The 18940-nt window shown below is 72.1% G+C and carries 16 protein-coding genes; 9 read left to right on the forward strand and 7 right to left on the reverse strand.

What is annotated here, in order from left to right; all coding sequences use genetic code 11:
• Positions 1 to 67: 67 nt before the first annotated feature.
• Positions 68 to 853 (reverse strand): glutamate racemase, encoded by a 786-nt coding sequence (locus POF73_RS07795; RefSeq protein ID WP_272113781.1) that lies wholly within the window; start codon positions 851 to 853, stop codon positions 68 to 70.
• A 39-nt stretch (positions 854 to 892) separates the two neighbouring features.
• Here POF73_RS07795 and POF73_RS07800 point away from each other — a divergent pair, with 39 nt between their 5' ends.
• A complete protein-coding gene (locus tag POF73_RS07800) occupies positions 893 to 2086 on the forward strand; it encodes a glycosyltransferase (protein ID WP_272113782.1) in 1194 nt (397 codons plus the stop codon).
• Here POF73_RS07800 and POF73_RS07805 read toward each other — a convergent pair whose 3' ends face one another.
• Positions 2087 to 3355 carry a TerD family protein gene (locus POF73_RS07805; protein WP_272113995.1) on the reverse strand — a complete coding sequence of 423 codons (1269 nt, stop codon included), beginning with the start codon at positions 3353 to 3355 and terminating at the stop codon, positions 2087 to 2089.
• Between the two features lie 298 nt (positions 3356 to 3653).
• Here POF73_RS07805 and POF73_RS07810 point away from each other — a divergent pair, with 298 nt between their 5' ends.
• From POF73_RS07810 to POF73_RS07825, 4 genes are all read left to right on the forward strand, one after another.
• Positions 3654 to 4088 (forward strand): DUF6643 family protein, encoded by a 435-nt coding sequence (locus tag POF73_RS07810; protein ID WP_272113783.1) that lies wholly within the window; start codon positions 3654 to 3656, stop codon positions 4086 to 4088.
• 43 nt (positions 4089 to 4131) lie between these two features.
• Entirely contained in the window at positions 4132 to 4959 is an 828-nt protein-coding gene (locus tag POF73_RS07815; protein WP_272113784.1) for an MOSC domain-containing protein, read from the forward strand.
• Between the two features lie 202 nt (positions 4960 to 5161).
• On the forward strand, positions 5162 to 5767 hold the full coding sequence (locus POF73_RS07820) for an Rv1733c family protein (RefSeq protein WP_272113785.1): 606 nt from the start codon (positions 5162 to 5164) through the stop codon (positions 5765 to 5767).
• Positions 5768 to 5876: 109 nt separating this feature from the next.
• Complete coding sequence (locus tag POF73_RS07825) at positions 5877 to 8318, forward strand: right-handed parallel beta-helix repeat-containing protein (protein WP_272113786.1); 2442 nt, start codon at positions 5877 to 5879, stop codon at positions 8316 to 8318.
• 64 nt (positions 8319 to 8382) lie between these two features.
• On the opposite strand, the gene POF73_RS07830 is transcribed toward POF73_RS07825, so the two are convergent.
• Complete coding sequence (locus POF73_RS07830) at positions 8383 to 10749, reverse strand: hypothetical protein (protein ID WP_443049459.1); 2367 nt, start codon at positions 10747 to 10749, stop codon at positions 8383 to 8385.
• Between the two features lie 291 nt (positions 10750 to 11040).
• On the opposite strand from POF73_RS07830, the gene POF73_RS07835 reads away from it, so the two are divergent.
• Both POF73_RS07835 and POF73_RS07840 read left to right on the forward strand, forming a co-directional pair.
• Positions 11041 to 11871, forward strand: coding sequence for a DeoR/GlpR family DNA-binding transcription regulator (locus POF73_RS07835; protein WP_272113787.1), 831 nt, complete (start codon positions 11041 to 11043; stop codon positions 11869 to 11871).
• Positions 11872 to 12052: 181 nt separating this feature from the next.
• Positions 12053 to 12532, forward strand: a complete 480-nt coding sequence (locus POF73_RS07840; protein WP_272113788.1) for an SRPBCC family protein — start codon at positions 12053 to 12055, stop codon at positions 12530 to 12532.
• A 10-nt stretch (positions 12533 to 12542) separates the two neighbouring features.
• Here the strand turns inward: POF73_RS07840 and POF73_RS07845 are convergent, their stop codons facing one another.
• Positions 12543 to 13667 (reverse strand): PLP-dependent cysteine synthase family protein, encoded by a 1125-nt coding sequence (locus POF73_RS07845; protein ID WP_272113789.1) that lies wholly within the window; start codon positions 13665 to 13667, stop codon positions 12543 to 12545.
• A gap of 340 nt (positions 13668 to 14007) precedes the next feature.
• Here POF73_RS07845 and POF73_RS07850 point away from each other — a divergent pair, with 340 nt between their 5' ends.
• The gene (locus POF73_RS07850; protein WP_272113790.1) at positions 14008 to 14331 is read left to right on the forward strand and encodes a hypothetical protein; all 324 of its coding nucleotides are present in this window, start codon (positions 14008 to 14010) and stop codon (positions 14329 to 14331) included.
• Between the two features lie 216 nt (positions 14332 to 14547).
• Positions 14548 to 15138 (forward strand): ATP-binding protein, encoded by a 591-nt coding sequence (locus POF73_RS07855; protein ID WP_272113791.1) that lies wholly within the window; start codon positions 14548 to 14550, stop codon positions 15136 to 15138.
• A 60-nt stretch (positions 15139 to 15198) separates the two neighbouring features.
• Here POF73_RS07855 and POF73_RS07860 read toward each other — a convergent pair whose 3' ends face one another.
• Genes POF73_RS07860 through POF73_RS07870 form a run of 3 tightly spaced genes read right to left on the reverse strand, consistent with a single transcriptional unit; the run spans position 15199 to position 18802 of the window.
• A complete protein-coding gene (locus POF73_RS07860; RefSeq protein ID WP_272113792.1) occupies positions 15199 to 17760 on the reverse strand; it encodes an ABC transporter permease in 2562 nt (853 codons plus the stop codon).
• Complete coding sequence (locus POF73_RS07865) at positions 17757 to 18524, reverse strand: ABC transporter ATP-binding protein (protein WP_272113793.1); 768 nt, start codon at positions 18522 to 18524, stop codon at positions 17757 to 17759. The genes POF73_RS07860 and POF73_RS07865 overlap by 4 nt, the downstream gene beginning before the upstream one ends.
• Positions 18521 to 18802 carry an SHOCT domain-containing protein gene (locus tag POF73_RS07870; protein WP_272113794.1) on the reverse strand — a complete coding sequence of 94 codons (282 nt, stop codon included), beginning with the start codon at positions 18800 to 18802 and terminating at the stop codon, positions 18521 to 18523. Before POF73_RS07870 ends, POF73_RS07865 begins: the two co-directional genes overlap by 4 nt.
• Positions 18803 to 18940 lie beyond the last annotated feature (138 nt).

Consider the following 18940-nt stretch of genomic DNA (forward strand, 5'->3'; position numbering starts at 1 on the left):
GTCGCGCAGGGTGACTGCGCCGTCCGGACCAGGGCGGACCGAAAACATCCGGTTCGTGCCCGTCGGTCTATCGCGCGGGGCTGATCGCCTGCAGGAGGCGGCCTTCCGCGTAGGCGAGCGCGGGCTCGGGGAGGGAGCCCTCGCGGCCGCTCAGCAGGACCGTCAGAGTGCCGCTGGCCGCGGCGTCGGGGGCGGGCTGCTCGCCGATTCGGCGCAGTGCCTGGGCGGCGACCGCTCCGGCGGAGCCGTGCAGGGCGAGGGGCGGGAAGCCGGGGCGCTGGACGGCGGTGCGGATGCGCTCGGCGACCAGTTCGTAGTGCGTGCACCCCAGGACGACGGTCGTCACGTCCCTGGGGGTGAGGGCAGCGGCCGCGGCGACAGCGGCCTCGATCGCCGGCTCGTCCGCGTGCTCGACCGCCTCGGCCAGGCCGAAGCACGGCACCTCTGCGACGGTCACACCGTCGGCGAAGTCCTTTATGAGGCCCCGCTGGTAGGAGCTGCCCGTGGTGGCGGGTGTGGCCCAGATCGCGAAAGGTCCGCCGCCGGCCGAGGCGGGCTTGATCGCCGGGACCGTGCCGATGACCGGGATGCCGGGTTCGAGGCGGGCGCGCAGGGCGGGCAGGGCGTGCACGGTCGCGGTGTTGCAGCCGACGATCAGGGCGTCGGGGCTGTGCGCGGCGGCGGCCTCGGCGACGGCCACGGCGCGCTGCGTGAGGTCTTCGGGAGTCCTCGGACCCCAGGGCATGCCGTCGGGGTCCAGGGAGAGCACGAGATCTGCGTCGGGTCGCAGCCGTCGTACCGCGGCGGTGGCCGCGAGCAAGCCGATTCCGGAGTCCATCAGCGCGATCTTCACCCGGCCACGATAGTCGATGGGCCCTTGCGGGCCGGTCCCGTGGGGCAGACTGCGCGGGTGAGCGCCATCGCGTGGACCGCCGCCGGATCACTCGCCGCCTGGCTGTGGCTGCTGCTCGGCCAGGGCCTCTTCTGGCGTACGGATGTCAGACTTCCGCATCGTACGGAACCGGACGCGTGGCCGTCGGTCTGCGTCGTCGTGCCGGCCCGCGACGAGGCCTCGGTGCTTCCCGCGAGCCTGCCGTCGCTGCTCGCCCAGGAGTATCCGGGGCGCGCGGAGGTCTTCCTGATCGACGACGGCAGTTCGGACGGCACCGGGGACCTGGCACGCGAACTGGCGCGGCGGCACGGCGGACTGCCGCTGACCGTGGGCTCCCCCGGCGAACCTCCGGCGGGCTGGACCGGCAAGCTGTGGGCGGTTCGGCACGGCATCGGCCTGGCACGCGCGCGTGACCCCGAGTACCTGCTGCTGACGGACGCCGACATCGCGCACGCGCCGGACAGCCTGCGGGAGCTGGTCGCGGCCGCACGCACCGGGGGCTTCGACGTCGTCTCACTGATGGCCCGGCTGCGGGTCGAGAGCCTGTGGGAACGGCTGGTCGTGCCCGCCTTCGTCTACTTCTTCGCGCAGCTGTATCCGTTCCGCCGTATCGGCAGGAAGGGGGCTCGGACGGCGGCCGCGGCGGGCGGCTGTGTCCTGCTGCGCACCGAGGCCGCCGAACGGGCGCGTATTCCGGACGCGATCCGGCACGCCGTCATCGACGACGTGGCGCTCGCGAGGGCCGTCAAGGGCAGCGGCGGGCACATCTGGCTGGGGCTGGCCGAGCGGGTGGACAGCGTGCGCCCGTATCCGCGGCTGCGCGACCTGTGGCGGATGGTCTCGCGCAGCGCGTACGCGCAGTTGCGGCACAACCCGCTGGTGCTGGCCGGGACGGTTGCCGGGCTGGCGCTGGTGTATCTGGCGCCGCCCGCGGCCGTCGTCGTGGGGGCGATCGGCGGTGATACGGCGACGGCGGCCCTCGGCGGTGTCGCGTGGCTCGTGATGGCGGGGACGTACCTGCCGATGCTCCGCTATTACCGCCAGCCGCCGTGGCTCGCTCCGCTGCTGCCGTTCACCGCGTTCCTCTATCTCCTCATGACGGTCGATTCCGCGGTGCAGCACTACCGGGGACGCGGCGCGGCCTGGAAGGGGCGCACGTACACACGCCCCGACGCCGTGCCCGACGAGGGCTGACTACTTGCGACCGGGTGTCCAGTTCATGCCCCATCCGTAGGCGTAGTCGACCGTGCGCTGCGGGCTCACGCCGCGTTCGGGCACCAGGTAGCGGGCCTCGCGCTGGACGATCAGGTCGCTGCCGGTGTTGGTGATCAGGGCGAGGGCGCACACCGTCGAGGGGACCGTGCACTCGTCGAGCGAGAAGTCGACCGGGGCGCCGTGCTGTGGGGTGAGGGTGACGGTGGCGTGCAGGTCGGCGAAGGAACGCGCCCCCTGGTAGATGGTCACGAAGACCAGAATGCGCCGGAAGGCCCGCTGCTGGTCGAGGTTGATGGTGAGGTTCTCGCCGCTGGACACGGCACCGGTGCGGTCGTCCCCGTCGAGGTGGATGTACGGCGGCTGGTGCAGAGCGCCGTAGGCGTTGCCCAGGGACTGGATCACTCCCTTGCTGCCGTCGGTGAGCTCGTACAGGGCGCACAGGTCGAGGTCGAGGTCGTTGTGCATGGCCACCGGGCGGCCCAGTTTGCTCGCCCAGCCGGAGAACTGCTTGCGCACCTGCCAGTTGAGGTTCACGCGCATGGCGCCCGAGGTGCCGCCCTGCTCGGTGAGCGAGACGGAGGGGGCCGCCTTGGTGAGCGTGACCTTGCTCAGGCTGACGGGCGCCGCCTGGGGTGCGGACGGGGGGACCGGCGGCATGGCGGGCGGCGGCGTGGTCATCGGGGGCGGGGCCTGCGGGGCCATGGGGGCCGGAGCGGGGGCCGCCTTTTGGGGTTCGTCCACCGTGATGCCGTAGTCGGTGGCCAGGCCCTCAAGGCCGCTGCTGTAGCCCTGGCCGACGGCTCGGAACTTCCAGGCGCCCTGGCGGCGGTAGAACTCGCCGAGGACGAAAGCGGTTTCGACGGTGGCGCCCATGCTGTCGAAGCGGGCCACTACGGTGCCCTGGGCGGCGTCCTTGACCTCGATGCCGAGGTCAGGCACCTGACCGAACGCGCCGCCGTCCGCGGAGGCGGCGAGGATGACGGTCTCGATCGCGGGCTCCACGCGCGCGAGGTCGACGAGCAGGCTGTCGGTCACCCGGCCGCCGGCCTCCCGCTTGCCCTCGTGCCGGACGGCGCCGGAGGAGTGCTCGGACTGGTTGTAGAAGACGAAGTCCCCGTCGGAGCGGACCTTTCCACCGACCAGCAACAGCGCCGAGGCGTCCGCGTCGGGCACGCCCGGTCCGGAGCGCCAGCCCAATTCGACTCGCAGCGCCGTCGTCGGCACCGGAGTATTCGATCCTTTCGACATTGACATGTCCGCCCCCATCACGGGTCACCGCGCCAGGCACGCCCCGGCCGCTCATCGGGTTCTTCTACAAGACCAACCTATTCCCCGCGCCGACGAACTCCCACGTGGAGCCCGGGATCACCGGAGGCCAACCGACGGTAACCCGCTCGGAACTCGGCATTTACACGATCCGAACGCGGATTGGCGTCCCTTTTTGCCAAGTTCGCTCGCATTGGGGATCCGCCGTCACTGCGGGCACATAAAACAACCCTCTTATCGGTCTCCCCAACCAGCACATCGTGGGCTTAACGTATGCGCCATGACCTCCCCCCGCTCCACCTACGGCGGCGGCTACTACTCCGCCTCGTTCCCGGACACCCCGATCTACGACTCGCTCGTGGCCGAGCGGGGCACCCCGCAGATCGCCCCGATCCGGGTGCCCGCCGCGTACGACATGCCGGGCAGCAACCTTCCGGCGCTGCCCGCAGCACTGCCCGCCCTCCCGGCGGGCCCCTCCCAGCCCTCCTACGGTTATCCGCAGACGCCGCAGCCCGCTCCGCTACAGCAGGCCCCCGCGGCGTACATCCCGCAGCAGGCGGCCCCACCGCGAGGCTATCCGGGTCCGCAGGCGCAGCAGCCTCGCCCGGTGGCGCCCGGCGGCATGGGCTACGAGGCCATGCGCCCCGCGGCTCCCCGCCCCGCCGCCGCTCCCTACCAGGACCCGTACAACAACCAGCAGTACCGCGGCTACTGACCCGTTCCCCCGGGCTGTCGGTGCCACCTGGCACGATGGCTCCATGGGGCAAGCGAAGCTGCAGTCGATTCACCTTCATCCGGTCAAGGCGTGCCGGGGCGTCTCGCCCCGGGAGGCCGTCGTGGAGCCCTGGGGGCTGGCCGGAGACCGGCGCTGGGTGGTGATCGACGACAGGGGAAAGGTCGTGACACAGCGCCAGCGACCGCGCCTCGCGCTCGCCGCCGCCGAGCTGCTGCCCGGTGGCGGCGTTCGGCTGTCCGCACCCGGCATGGATCCGCTGACGGTGCCGGTACCCCGGCCGGTCGGCACGGTGCCGATGGAGATCTTCCGCGACAAGGTCGAAGCGGTCCTCGCCGAGGACGACGCCGCGCACACGTGGTTCAGTACGTTCCTCGGCGCTGACGTGCGCCTCGCCCACATGGACGACCCCGGCACCCGCCGTCCCGTCGACCCGGAGTACGCGCTGCCGGGCGAGACCGTCTCCTTCGCCGACGGCTACCCGCTGCTGGTCACCACGGCAGCCTCCCTCGACGCCCTCAACTCCCTGATCGATCAGGGCGACCACGCCGGTGAGGGCCCGCTGCCCATGAACCGTTTCCGGCCCAACGTGGTCGTCTCGGGCACCACGGCCTGGGCCGAGGACGACTGGTCGCGCATAGCCATCGGCGACGTCGCCTTCCGGGTCCCGAAGAAGTGCGGGCGGTGCGTGGTGACCACGACCGACCAGGCAACCGCCGAGCGGGGCCGGGAACCCCTGCACACCCTCGGCAGGCACCGGCGCATCGACGGCACGCTGGTGTTCGGCCAGAACCTGGTGCCCCTGTCCGGCGGCACCGTCCGGGTCGGTGACCCGGTCACGATCCTCGGCTGAGCAGGATCCGGACCCTCGGCCGAGAAAGATCCGGCCGAGCGACGGCGAGCGGGAACCGGGGCCGGGGGCCCGCGCGTTGGGGCCTTTGTGAGAAGTTCATGAGAGGCCCCGGGCGCAGGTGATTTCGCTCTCTCTTCGCCGGGCCCGCGGGTGAACGACTCTGCCAGGGGTTATCACGGAGCGGGAAGGGGGTGGCCGGACGATGCGGGCGATCAGCGGACTCTGGCGCTGGCGGCACAATCCGCTGCGCCGTGCCACCGATCTGGCCGAGGCCTGGGTCGCCCTCGGGGCGCTGCTGCTGATCCTGGTCGTCGCTCCCTCGGTCGGCTCACTGGTCGGCGGTCTCGCCCAGGGCACCCTGCAGGAGTCCGTGCGCCAACAGCGCGCGTCCCGGCACCTGGTGACGGCGACCGTGGTCCGCAAGGTGACCGGCGCCCCTCTGGACACCGACCCCGAGGCCGCGACCGGCCGGGACAGACGTACCCGGGTGGTGGCCGACTGGACCGCACCGGACGGCACCCCTCACCACGGGGCAGCCATGACGAGCCTCGACACCCCGCGGCCCGGCGACCACTTCACGATATGGACGGACCAGCAGGGCCGTACGGTGGCCCGCCCACTGGACCCCGCCACCGCGGCGACGCACGCCGTGCTCGCCGGGTTCGGCGCGGCCCTGCTGACGGCCGGCCTCGTCGAGGCCTGCAGACGGCTGATCGTCTGGCGCATGGTCCGCCGCCGGTACGCGCGTTGGGACCAGGCCTGGGACAAGGCGGGCCCGGACTGGGGCCGGACCGGCACCGGCAGCTGACGGCCTTCCGGCTCTGGTCAACCCACCGTCCTCGCGCACGCTACGGTGGACCGGCCGAACTCTTCGGCAGCTAAACCCGCGTACTACGAGGTGGGGGCACATCAACGCCATGGCACAGGGCACGGTCCAGGTGACGCACACCGGCACGTCGCGGTGGCGGCGCCGCACGGGTGAGTACGCATCGCTCGCCGCCGCCCTGGAGGCCGCGGCCGACGGTGACGTCCTCACCGTCGCCCCCGGCACCTACCGGGAGAACCTCGTCGTCCAGCGGGCGGTGACCCTGCGCGGTCCCGAGGGCTCCCCCGGCTCGGTGCGCATCGCACCCGTGGACGGAGTGCCGCTGACGGTGCGCGCCTCGGCGGTCGTTCAGGACCTGCATGTGGAGGGCCAGGACGCGGCGGCGCCCGCGCTGCTGATCGAGGAGGGCACCCCGGAGCTGTCGGACGTCCGGATCGTCACACGGTCCGCGGCCGGGATCGAGGTGCGCGGCAGTGCGCGGCCGAGCGTGCGGCGCTGCACCGTCGACAACCCGGCGGGTGTCGGCATCGCCGTACTCGACGGCGGTGGCGGGGTGTTCGAGGAGTGCGAGGTCGTCGCGGCCGGCCAGGCCGGCGTCGCCGTGCGCGGGGGCGCGCACCCCCGTCTGGAGCGCTGCCGGGTGCATCACGCATCGGGCTCGGGGCTGACGGCGACCGGGGAGAACTCCGCGCTGGAAGCGGTGGGTTGCGAGGTCTACGAGGTCCGGGGATCCGGCGTGCAGATCACCGGCCGGGCCACCGCCCACCTCACCGACTGCGATGTGCACCGCACCACCGCCGACGGTGTCACGCTCGACACGGACGCCGTGCTGACGCTGGCCGACTGCCGTATCCACGACATCCCGGAGAACGCGGTCGACCTGCGCTCCCGCTCCGTGCTCACGCTGACCCGCACCACGGTGCGTCAGTTCGGCCGCAACGGGCTGTCGGTGTGGGATCCGGGCACGCGCGTGGACGCCAACCAGTGCGAGATCTTCGACAGCACGGGCGACTACCCGGCGGTGTGGGTCAGCGACGGTGCCACCGTCGTACTGGACTCGTGCCGGGTGCACGACGTGCCGGACGCGCTGTTCGTCCTCGACCGCGGCTCGCGTGCGGACGTCGTCGACAGCGACCTGTCCCAGGTGCGCAACACGGCCGTGTCGGTGAGCGACGGCGCCACCGCCCAGCTCGACGACTGCCGGATCCGGGACGCGGCGACGGGCGCCTGGTTCCGGGACCACGGCAGCGGCGGCACCCTCAACAACTGCACCCTGGACGGCACGCAGACCGGTGTGATCGTCACCAAGGGCGCCGACCCCACCATCGAGCGCTGCACCGTCGACTCCCCGACAGAGGCCGGGTTCTACGTCTCGGCGGGCGGCCGCGGCACCTTCCTGAACTGCCGGGTGCGCGGCAGCGCCGGCTACGGCTTCCATGTGATCGACGGCTGCCGTACGACGCTGCGGAAGTGCCGTACGGAGCGGTGCGCGCGCGGCGGTTACGAGTTCGCGGACGGCGGCTCGGACGCGGCCTCCGGTACGGGGCCCGACGTGGAGGACTGCAGCAGCGACGAGAGCGCGGGCCTCAGGCAGCCGTCCCCGGCGCCCGAGCCCGCCATGCAGACGGCGCACCAGTCCCCCGGCCTCCTCGGCGCCATCCCCGGTCAGCGCACCACCGAGCAGGAGCCGCTGATCGCCGCCGCCGAGGCCGGGCAGCCGACGCGGACCTCCAAGGACGTCCTCGGTGAACTGGACGCGCTGGTGGGCCTGGAGAGCGTCAAGCGCGAGGTACGCGCCCTCACCGACATGATCGAGGTGGGCCGGCGCCGACAGCAGGCGGGCCTGAAGGCGGCGTCGGTCAAGCGCCACCTGGTCTTCACCGGCTCCCCCGGCACCGGCAAGACGACGGTCGCCCGTCTCTACGGCGAGATCCTCGCCTCCCTCGGCGTGCTGGAGAAGGGTCACCTGGTGGAGGTGTCCCGCGTCGACCTGGTCGGCGAGCACATCGGCTCCACGGCGATCCGCACCCAGGAGGCCTTCGACAAGGCGCGCGGCGGTGTGCTGTTCATCGACGAGGCGTACGCGCTGTCGCCGGAGGACTCGGGCCGGGACTTCGGCAAGGAGGCCATCGACACGCTGGTGAAGCTGATGGAGGACCACCGGGACGCGGTCGTGGTGATCGTCGCGGGCTACACGGCCGAGATGGAGCGCTTCCTCTCGGTCAACCCCGGTGTGGCGTCCCGCTTCTCACGGACCATCACCTTCAGCGACTACAACCCCGACGAACTGCTGCGGATCGTGGAGCAGCAGGCCGAGGAGCACGAGTACCGGCTCGGCCCGGGGCTCGCCGAGGCCCTGCTGAAGTACTTCACGGCGCTCCCCAAGGGCCCCGCGTTCGGCAACGGCCGCACGGCACGCCAGACCTTCGAGGCGATGGTGGAGCGCCACGCGGGCCGGGTCGCCCAGCTGGAGGAGCCCAGCACGGACGATCTGACGCTGCTGTACGCGGAGGACCTGCCGGAGCTGATCTGACCTCGGCGGACGGCACGGCTGTACGCGTGCCGTCCGCGGTCGCGCTCCGCCCGCGCCGGTCGGCTCAGCCCTCCGCCGTGGCCTCCACCCGCTGTACCGGCACCTCCGGCCTCAGCCGGGCCAGCAGCCGCTCTCGTTCCTCCGCGAACGCCGGGTCCGCCTGGTACTCGCCGTGGCCCAGGATCGGTGCGGGCAGCGGATGCTCGGGGGTCCGGCCGTACGCCAGCGGGTCCCTGAGGGCGTCGCGGTCCACCACGGGCCCGCAGTCGCCCGGCAGGCGGACCGGGCCGCCGATGGGGTCGGTGAACCGGTGCAGGTTGCGCCAGCAGTCGACCTCTGCGTGCAGCGAGGTGAGCGCGGCGGGTCCGAAGTGGGCCGGGAACCAGCGGCCGTAGAGGCGTTCCAGCGGGGAGCCGTAGGTCAGCAGTGCCACCCGTTTGCGGTCGGTCGGCGTCAGCTGCCAGGCCGCCGCTGCCGCGAGGACACTGCCCTGGGAGTGCCCGGAGATCACGAGGCGGTGGCCCTCCTCGGCGCGGGTCCAGGTCGCCATCCGCCAGGTCAGGTCGGGCACCGCCCGCTCGGCGTAGCAGGGCGGCGCGAAGGGGTGCGCGGCACGGGGCCAGAAGGTGCCGACGTCCCACAGGATGCCGATGGTGCGCCGTGCGGAGGCGTCCTTGTAGGCGCGCCTGCCCCAGGTGACGAAGAGTATGAAGCCGACGCCGATCAGCCAGGAGCCCAGCGCCTGCGCGGTCTGCGCGGCGCCGTGCACGAAGGCGTACGACCCGTCGGCGGCCCGGCTCGGGGTCTCGTCGCTCGTCAGGGCGCCGACCAGGGCTCCGGCGCCCAGGAGCAGGGTCGCGGCGGAGGTGACGGCGACGACGAGGGGCGCTCGGTCGGTGAGCGTGGCCATCGCGCGCGTGCTCGCGATACGGCCGGTGCGTGCCGTGTCCCGGGTCTCCCCGGCGTAGTCGAGTTCCACCGTGCCCAGCTCGGTGCGGCGCAGCAGCCAGGCCCGCCAGGTGAGCCAGCCGCAGAGCAGCAGCAGGAGCACCAGCAGCGGGGGGATCACGGACGCCTGCCAGGTCAGCAGGACGGGCGGGCCGTCGATGGACGTGCCCGTGCCGTCCAGCCAGTCGGCCACCCGCTGGGACACCCCGCCGGACATCACACCGCCGAGCGCGCAGGCAAGCATCGCCACGGCCGGTCCGCCCAGGCCCCGCATCGCGGCACGCGGGTCGGGATCCGTGCGGTGCAGGACGTGGGCGACCACGGCGAGGACGATGACGAGCAGGCCCTGGAGGAACGCGATGGCGCCGAAGGTGGCATCGCCCGGGAGGCGGCCCTCCGACTCCCAGCCCGGGCGCTCCCAGCCCGCGTAGAGCAGGGCGAGGGCCAGCAGGGCGAGGGAGGCGAGCGGGAGCCGTCGTACGAGGTGCTCGTCGAGTTCCTGGTCGAGGCGGTTCTCGCTGCGGCCCCGGCGGCAGACGACCCACACCACGACGACCGCCCCCGCGACGACCGCCGCGTCCAGCAGCCACCCCAGCGTGTTCAGCAGCGCGGGGCCGCCGGACCGGCGGTCGAAGCGGGCCGCGGCCGAGCCGACCGCCGCGGCGACCGTCAGCAGGCCGGCGGCGGTGTGCGCGGCGCGCAGCCGGGCGACCAGGCGACGGCCGTACCAGAAGCCGGGGCGGCCCAGGGAGGTGCGGCCGGACTCCTCGTCGGGCTCGGGTTCGCGGGACATCGGCTGCTGGGACTCATACGCACTCCAGGTGCGCCGCGAGAGGTACCAGAGCAGACCGGTCAGCGCCGCGGGCACCAAGGCGGCGAGGGCGAGCCTGCGGCCGGGCCGGCTCCACCAGCCCCCGTCCGGGCCGACGGGGGACAGAAAGCCCAGCCAGCTGTGCCGCTCGGCGCACGCGCGCGTGCCCGCGCACTGCCAGGCCGCCAGGTCCAGGGCGACCTCGCACGCGGCCGCGACGAGCAGCACCGTCAGGGTCAGTCCCGCCAGCCGCACGAGCAGGCCGTACAGACGCACCGTCCGCTCACGGTCGCGTGCGGTGGGGCGCATCCAGTGGGCGAGGTTGACCACCATGAACGGCAGCAACAGCAGCCACAGGGCGCGGGCGCTGTTCCCCGAGGTCAGGTTGCACCAGACGTACGCCTCGGGCACCGGCCGGCCCCGGTAGTCGTCCGGCCTGGCCTCCGCGTCGACGTCGTCGGCCCGCCGGAAGACGGCGGCCGTGTCGTCGCCGGTGATCCGCACGGTCCGCGGATCGTCGAGCATCTCCTGCGGTGTGGTGCCCCCGACCCCGTGGACCAGGAGTTCCAGGGCGATCCTGGCACCACCGTCGGGCCCCGCGACGTGGCCGTCGGGCCCTTCGTCACCCGCGTCCGCGCCATGCGTCGCGGCGCGTTCCTGCGCACGTTCCACTGTTCGCACTTCCCCCGTGACGAGCCGTCGGCTTCTGTCTGTGCGGCCTCAAGGATCTCCCCGGAAGGGGCCCCTTACACCTCTCGTCACGGAATCTCCCCGATCCGTGTGACGAACAGGGGAACGGACGATGCGAAAGTGACATGAGCGGGTCGTGACAGCCAGTGGCGCGACCGGTACCGACCCATGCGAGTATGGGACGTCCCGTGCACCGGGAGGGGCGAGAATGTCCTTGTCGGAGGGGTTGCGCAGGACATGTCGGACGGCAGAGGCGAAAGGACCGGAGCGTACGTGAGCGAGAATCAGAACCTCCTCGCGGAGCAGCGGCGCGCCCTGATCCTGGACGAGGTACGGCGCCGAGGCGGGGTCCGCGTCAACGAGCTGACCCGCAAGCTCGGCGTTTCGGACATGACGGTGCGCCGCGATCTCGACGCGCTCGCCCGGCAGGGTGTGCTGGAGAAGGTGCACGGCGGCGCGGTCCCGGTGGTCGAGGCGAGCACGCACGAACCGGGCTTCGAGGCCAAGTCGGGTCTGGAGCTGACGGCCAAGGAGGACATCGCGCGGGCCGCCGCCGACCTGGTGGCGCCGGGCTCCGCGATCGCTCTCTCGGGTGGTACGACGACGTATGCGCTGGCCCATCAGCTGGTCGACGTGCCGGACCTCACCGTGGTCACGAACTCGGTGCGGGTCGCCGACGTCTTCCACGCCGCGCAGCGCACGACCGGCCCCCGGCAGGGCGCGGCCACGGTCGTGCTGACCGGTGGGGTGCGCACCCCGTCCGACTCGCTGGTGGGCCCGGTGGCCGACCAGGCGATCGCGACGCTCCACTTCGACGTGCTGTTCCTGGGTGTGCACGGGATATCGGTCGAGGCCGGCCTGTCCACGCCGAACCTCGCGGAGGCCGAGACCAACCGGCGCCTGGTGCAGTCGGCGCGCCGGGTCGTGGTGGTCGCCGACCACACCAAGTGGGGTGTGGTGGGGCTGAGTTCGTTCGCGGCTCTGGAGCAGGTCGACACGCTGGTGACGGACGCCGGGCTGGCGACCGACGCCCGCTCGGAGATCGCGGAGCATCTGCGACGGCTGGTGGTGGCGGGCGAGCCGGACGAGGGCGCGGACCTCTGAGCCGACGTGGGCCTCTGAGCCGGCACGGACGTCTCAGCCGACCCGGACGCCTGAGGTCGGCACAGGCCTCTGAGGCCGGCGCGCCGCTGAGGCCCACGGCCATCGGCGGTGCAGACATCTGACGGGGCGCCAGCTATGGTGACGCTGCCCGGTGCGGCGTCGGCATAGGGGGTTTCCGTCCATGGCTCACCTGTTGCGCGAGGTGGGGCTCGACTTCGTCGAGAGCGCGCCCGTACGGCATGTCTTCTTTCGGGAGATCTCCGCTCCCCCGGAGGCCGTCTTCCACGCGCTCGCCGAGGACGTGCCGGGCTGGGCGCAGTGGTTCTCGGCGGTGACGCTGGCCCGGCCGCTGGACGGCGGGGCGCGGCGCGAGGTCCGGCTCAAGGGCGGTACGCGCTTCGAGGAGACGATCCTCGCGGCGAAGAGCCCGGAGGTGTACGCCTACCGCATCGACCTCACCAACGCGCCCGGGGCACGGACCATGGTCGAGGAGTGGCGGCTCGCCCCCGCGGGGACGGGCACGCGGGTGCAGTGGACGTTCGCGGTGGACGGCACGGCACCCTTCCGGTTCGCCCTGGGCCTGGCGCGGGTCGGGCTCGGCCGGGCGTTCCGGGACGCGGTGACCTCGTTGGACCGGCGGCTGGCCTCCGCCGCGCGCTGAGGTCCGCGGCTCACTCGGGCCACACGCCCGTCGCCAGCAACTGCTCGATGGCCGCCGAGTACGGCGCGATGTCCAGGCCCTGCTCGGCCAGCCACGCGTCCGAGTAGTACTTGTCGAGGTACCGGTCCCCCGGGTCGCACAGCAGCGTCACCACGCTCCCCCGCCGCCCCTCGGCCACCATCTCGGCGACGATCTTCAGCGAGCTCCACAGACCGGTGCCCGTCGAGCCGCCCGCCTTGCGGCCGATGGCCTGCTCCAGGGCCCGTACGGCGGCCACGCTCGCCGCGTCCGGCACCTTCATCATCCGGTCGATGGCACCCGGCACGAAGCTCGGCTCCACGCGCGGCCGGCCGATGCCCTCGATACGGGAACCACTGTCACAGGTGACGTCCGGATCGCCCGTCGTCCAGCCCTCGAAGAAGCACGAGTTCTCCGGATCGGCGACACAAATGCGGGTGTCGTGCTGCATGTAGTGGACGTACCGGGCGAGCGTCGCGGAGGTGCCGCCGGTGCCGGCCGTGGCGACGATCCACGCGGGCTCCGGGAACCGCTCCAGCCGCAGCTGACGGAAGATCGACTCGGCTATGTTGTTGTTGCCGCGCCAGTCCGTGGCCCGTTCGGCGTAGGTGAACTGGTCCATGTAGTGGCCGCCGGTCTCCACCGCGAGGCGGGCCGACTCCTCGTACATCTTGCGTGAGTCGTCCACGAAGTGGCACTGCCCGCCGTGGAACTCGATCAGTCGGCACTTCTCGGCGCTCGTCGTGCGCGGCATGACCGCGATGAAGGGCACACCGATCAGCTTCGCGAAGTACGCCTCCGAGACGGCCGTCGAGCCGCTGGACGCCTCTATGACCGGACGGTCCGGCCGGATCCAGCCATTGCAGAGGCCGTAGAGGAACAGCGAGCGGGCGAGCCGGTGCTTGAGGCTGCCGGTCGGGTGCGTCGACTCGTCCTTCAGGTACAGGTCGATGCCCCAGTGCTCGGGCAGGGGGAAACGCAGCAGGTGGGTGTCGGCCGAGCGGTTGGCGTCGGCCTGGACCTTGCGCACGGCTTCTTTCAGCCAGTCGCGGTAGGCGACGTCACTGTGGTCGACGTCGAGGGTCACGCCGGACGGGATCTGCTGAACGGTGCTCACGGCGCTGCTCCTCATGCTGTGCGGCGGCGCCGACTCGCGCGGCCGTCACTTCGAGCATAAACACCTTCCGCACGCTTCTCACCTGCATAAACATGACTTTGGGAGCCTCAAAGGCATCCCTGGGCCGTTGGCCTCACGAGGCGCGTGGGGGCGCATTCACGCGAGTGCTCCGGACGCTCCCGATCGGGCGTGACGTGCGTACTGGTGCTCGACGCGGGACACAGGCAGACTGCACCGAACGGGACGTCGATCCCGAACGGGGGCACACTGGATCACGACCAGGGCCGGCCGCACGGACGCTTCACCAGCCGGCACACCGACGCGCACAAGGGGGCGGGGCATGGCGGAGCCGGAGTTCACGGCCACGGGCGTGCGGATCGGGAAGCGGCTGCGTTCGCTGACCCGGGCCGGGCAAGTGCGGATCAGCGACGGCAGGCTGCAGTTGCTCACCAGCTACGGCAGCGAGATAGACAGCGCACCGGTGCAGGCGGTGCGGGCGTCGAAGCCCTGGTTCGCCCAGGACGACAAGGCGCTGGCCGACCTCAACGGCAAGCGCTATTCGCTGACCCTGGGCGATCACGACCTCGCGCCGGGGGAACCGGGGCCTCCCGCGGCGCGCCGGTTCATCGAGGCCGTACGGAAGGCCGCGGGACGTAAGGGCTGAGTCACCGCGAGTTGCGGTACCGCACCCCCTGCGTCACTCTGGTCTCACGTCACTCTGGGTTTACCGGCGATAACGCTGCGAACCAGCCCGCCGGCCACGACAGCAGGCGGCCGTTTTCCTCAAGCACCCTGCTGGATCCGTACGTTGCTGGATCCGTACTTCGCCGGATCCGTACTCCGTGTTCTTCCGGACCTCTTCAGTCGGGGAGTCGCAGCCGTGATCAGTTATCCAAGCAGGCACTGCACGGTGGAGCTCCAAGCCCTGCCGTCGCGGATCGGCCAGGTCCGCAGAATCGTCTCTGCACAATTGCGCTACTGGCATCTGGATCCCTTGATCGACCGAGCCGCGCTCGGCGTGACCGAGCTCTTGACCAACGTCCACCAGCACGCACAGCCGGACAAGATGTGCACCGTCGAGATCGAGCTCCTGCTCGACCGGCTCATGGTCTCGGTGCGCGACCACGACCCGCGGCTTCCGGTAGTGGCGGACGCCGACGACGCCGAGGCCACCACCGACGCCGCCGACACTCTCGCCACATGTGGGCGCGGACTGGCGATGGTGGCCGCCGTGAGCGAGAACTGGGGCGTGCGACCGGACGGCGAGTCGGGCAAGGTCGTGTGGTTCACGCTGCCCACGCATACGGCGGCGGTGGCGCGAGATGCGGGGATACGGGGACCGCAACCGCCAAAGCGGACGGGGGTGGCGGTCGTGGAGAAGGCGACCGCGCCGCAGTTTGCCGAGGTCACGCAGCGGGTTGATCTGCGTCGGCCGGAACATGCTCCCGCCCGGTCGGCCGTTTTGGGCTGACCGGGCGGTGAGGGGGGTGGTGGGGCGGCGTTGTGTTGAATGGTTTTCCGGGCCGGTCGCCTACTCCGTGGCGATGGCCCTCAGTACGTCCAGGCGTGCCGCTCGGCGTGCCGGGCGCAGGCCCGCGAGGGCTCCGGCCGCGACGCCCACCAGGGCAACCACCGCCAGTTGCAGAGGTGGCATCGCGAAGGCGAAGGCGCTGTCGCTCGCTCCGTCGGAGGCCTCGACCAGGACCCAGCCGAGGAAGGCGCCGAGGGCGAGGCCGCCCACCGTGCCGAAGGCGGCCACCAGGACCGATTCCCAGCGGACCATCGCGCGCAGCTGGGAGCGGGTCTGGCCCACCGCCCGCAACAGGCCCAGTTCGCGGGTGCGTTCGTGGACGGCCAGGGTGAGGGTGTTGGCGATGCCGAGGAGCGCGATGAGCACGGCGAGGGCCAGCAGCGCGTAGACCAGGGTGAGCATCATGTCGATCCCGCCCGCCGACGACTGCGCGTACTCGTCCCGGGTCTGCACGTCCGGGTCGCCGTACCGCTGTGCCGCCTTCTCCACCGCCGCCTTGCCCGCGTCCGTGCTCACGCCGTCCTTGAAGGAGACAGCGATCAGGGTGTCGGCGTCCTGCGTGCGGTGCGGGGCCCAGGCGTCGCGGGTGATGACGTAGTCACCGGCCAGTTCGGACTGGCCGTAGACCGCGCGGACCGTGAAGCTCTGCGTACGGCCGTCCGTGAAGGTGAGGCGGGCCTTGTCGCCGGTCGTCAGGTGCTGCTTGTCGGCCTCCTTCTCGGTGATGGCGATGCCGTCGGTGCCCAGGTCGCTGAGGGAGCCCTGGACCTGGCCGAGGTCGAAGGTGCGCTCCAGGGCGAGCGGGTCGGTGACCGTCAACGCCCTTCCCTTGCCGTCGACGTCGGCGACTCCCCGGCCGAGTCCGACGGCCGTGTCCACCTCGGGCAGGCGCTGGACCGCGTCGGCGAGGCGGGGGCTCAGGCCGCTGCCGCCCGCGCCGAAACCCGGGGTGCTGACGGCCACGTCCCCCGCGAAGGAACGGGACACGGTCTGGTCCATGGTCGCCTTCAGCGACGCGCCGAACACCGTGAACAGGGCCACGACCGCCACGCCGATCATCAGGGCGCCGGCCGTCGCCGCCGTCCGCTTCGGGCTGCGCAGGGCGTTGCGCCGGGCGAGTCCGCCGGTGACGCCGCGCAGCCGGTCGAGGGGGCTGCCGAGGATCCGTACGGCTGTGGAGGAGGCGACCGGGCCCAGGACCACGAAGGCGATCAGGGCGAGGACCGCGCCGGTGCCCGCCAGCCAGAGGGACGGGGAGACCAGGACGCCGGTGAGGGTGACGCCGATGGCGAGGGCGATCAGGCCCAGGCCGGTGACCGCACGGGTGCGGGAGGCGCCGGAGGTGTCGACCGCCGTCTCGCGCAGCGCCGCCAGCGGTGCGGTGCGGCCGGCGCGTACGGCGGGCAGGACCGCGGAGCCGAGGCAGACCACGATGCCGACCGCGAGGGGCAGGGTCATGGAGAGTGCGCTGATCACCAGGTCGCCCTCGGGGAAGGGGAATCCGATCGCCGGGAACAGGGCCTGGAGCCCGGCCGCGATGCCGATCCCGCCCGCGAGGCCCGCTGCCGACGCGGCGACGGCCACCGCTGTCGCCTCGACGAGGGTCGACGCGGTGACCTGGCGGCGCGAGGCGCCGAGGGCGCGCAACAGGGCGTTCTCGCGGGTGCGTTGGGCCACGACGATCGCGAAGGTGTTGTGGATCGAGAAGGTCGCGACGAGCAGGGCCACGCCGGAGAACACCAGGAGGAAGGTGGTGAAGACGGTCAGGAACTGGCTGGAGATCATGTCGGTGTTCTCCTCGGCCGACTCCTGGCCGGTGATGGCCTCGACTCCCTTGGGAAGGACGGGAGTCAACCGGTCGACCAGTTCCTGCTGACTCACTCCCGGTCCGGCCCGCACCTGGATGCCGGTGGCCTCGCCGGGCCTGGCCGTGAGGTACTTCTCCGCGTCGGCCCGGGTCATGCCGGTGTACGTCACCTGGGCCATGCCGTCCTCGCCGCCGAAGGTCGCGAGGCCTACGACGGTCACCTTGACGGGGTCCGGCGTGCGCAGGGTCGTCGTGTCGCCGATCTTCAGGTCTCCGCGCTCGGCGGTGCCGCGGTCGATGACGACCTCGCCCGACAGCCGGGGGGTGCGGCCCTCGGCGAGCTGGTAGGCGTTGAGCTCGGGGTCAGCTATCCAGTTGCCGGCGAGGGTGGGCGGGCCCTTGCCGCCGATGGGGTCGCCGTTCTTGCCGATGAGTTGGCCGGCGCCCTGGATGTTGGGCGCGGCGGCCGCGACGCCGGGGACCTTCTCGATCGTGCCGACCAGGTCCGAGTCGACCGGTTCGCGCACGCCCTCGCTCTCGCCTGGCGTGGTGATGGCGTCGGCGCTGCGGACGACGGCGTCCGTGCCGCTGGTCGCGTTGCCGAACATGGTGTCGAAGCTGGCGCGGAGCGTGTCGCCCATGACGCGGGTCCCGGCGAGGAAGGCGACACCGAGGAAGACCGCGAGGAACGTACCGGCGAAGCGGCGCTTGTGGGCGCGCAGGGAGGACACGCTCAGGCGGACGGATGCGTTCATGACGGCACCTCGAAGGCTTTCATGCGGTCCAGGACCTTGTCGGCGGTCGGTGATTCCATCCGGTCGACCAGGCGCCCGTCGGCGAGGAACACGACCTCGTCGGCGTGCGCGGCGGCCACCGGGTCGTGGGTGACCATGACGACCGTGCGGGACGTCTGGCGCACCGTGCGGCCGAGCAGGCCGAGGACCTCGCCGCCGGACCGGGAGTCGAGGTTGCCGGTCGGCTCGTCGGCGAAGACGACGTCCGGCTGTCCGGCGAAGGCGCGGGCCACCGCGACGCGCTGCTGCTGGCCTCCGGAGAGTTCGGAGGGGCGGTGGTGGAGCCGGTCGCGCAGGCCGACGACATCGATCAGCGCGTCGAGCCATTCGTTGTCGCCGATGCCGCCCTTGCGGCCCGCCAGGTCCAGCGGCAGCGTGATGTTCTCCGCGACGGTCAGCGTCGGAACCAGGTTGAAGGCCTGGAAGACGAAGCCGACGCGGTCCCGGCGCAGCAGGGTGAGGCGGCGGTCGTCCAGGCTGCTCAGCTCGGTGTCACCGATGTGGGCGGTGCCCGAGGTGAGCGTGTCGAGGCCGGCCGCACAGTGCATCAGGGTGGACTTGCCGGAGCCCGAGGGCCCCATGATCGCGGTGAAGCGGCCGACCGGGAAGTCGACGCTCACCCCGTCCAGGGCCCTCACGCTGGTGTCGCCGCTGCCGTACACCTTCACCGCGTCCACGACGCGGGCGGCCGTCGGCGTGGTGGTCGTGACGGTCGTGGTCGTCATGCCGCACCGCCCTTGCCCGTACGGCCGAACTGCTCGTCCAGGACGGACAGGCGGCGCCAGTACTCGTCCTCGTCGATCTCGCCGGAGGCGAAGCGGTGGCCGAGTACGGCGATGGGCGAGTTGTCGTCGGGGACCGACCTCCAGGGGCCGCGGCGTCCCCGCCACACCGTGCGGCGCAGCAGTGTGATGCCGCCGATCACCACGGCCGCCCAGATCAGCGGGAAGAGGAGGATCCACGGGCCGGGGCCGCCGTCGGCGAAGTGTGCGAGGGTCTGCATCTCTGGTCATCTCCCGAGTCGGTTCGGACGGTTCTTCGGTGATGCCTTGAGCCTCGCGCCGCAGGGGGTTCCGGGTCGTCGTACGGCCAGCGGCAGTGTGCGTACCTCGTGGGGAGTACGGAGGGCGCGTTCCGCTGC

The organism is Streptomyces sp. HD, assembly GCF_028369295.1.
Classification (GTDB): Bacteria; Actinomycetota; Actinomycetes; order Streptomycetales; family Streptomycetaceae; genus Streptomyces.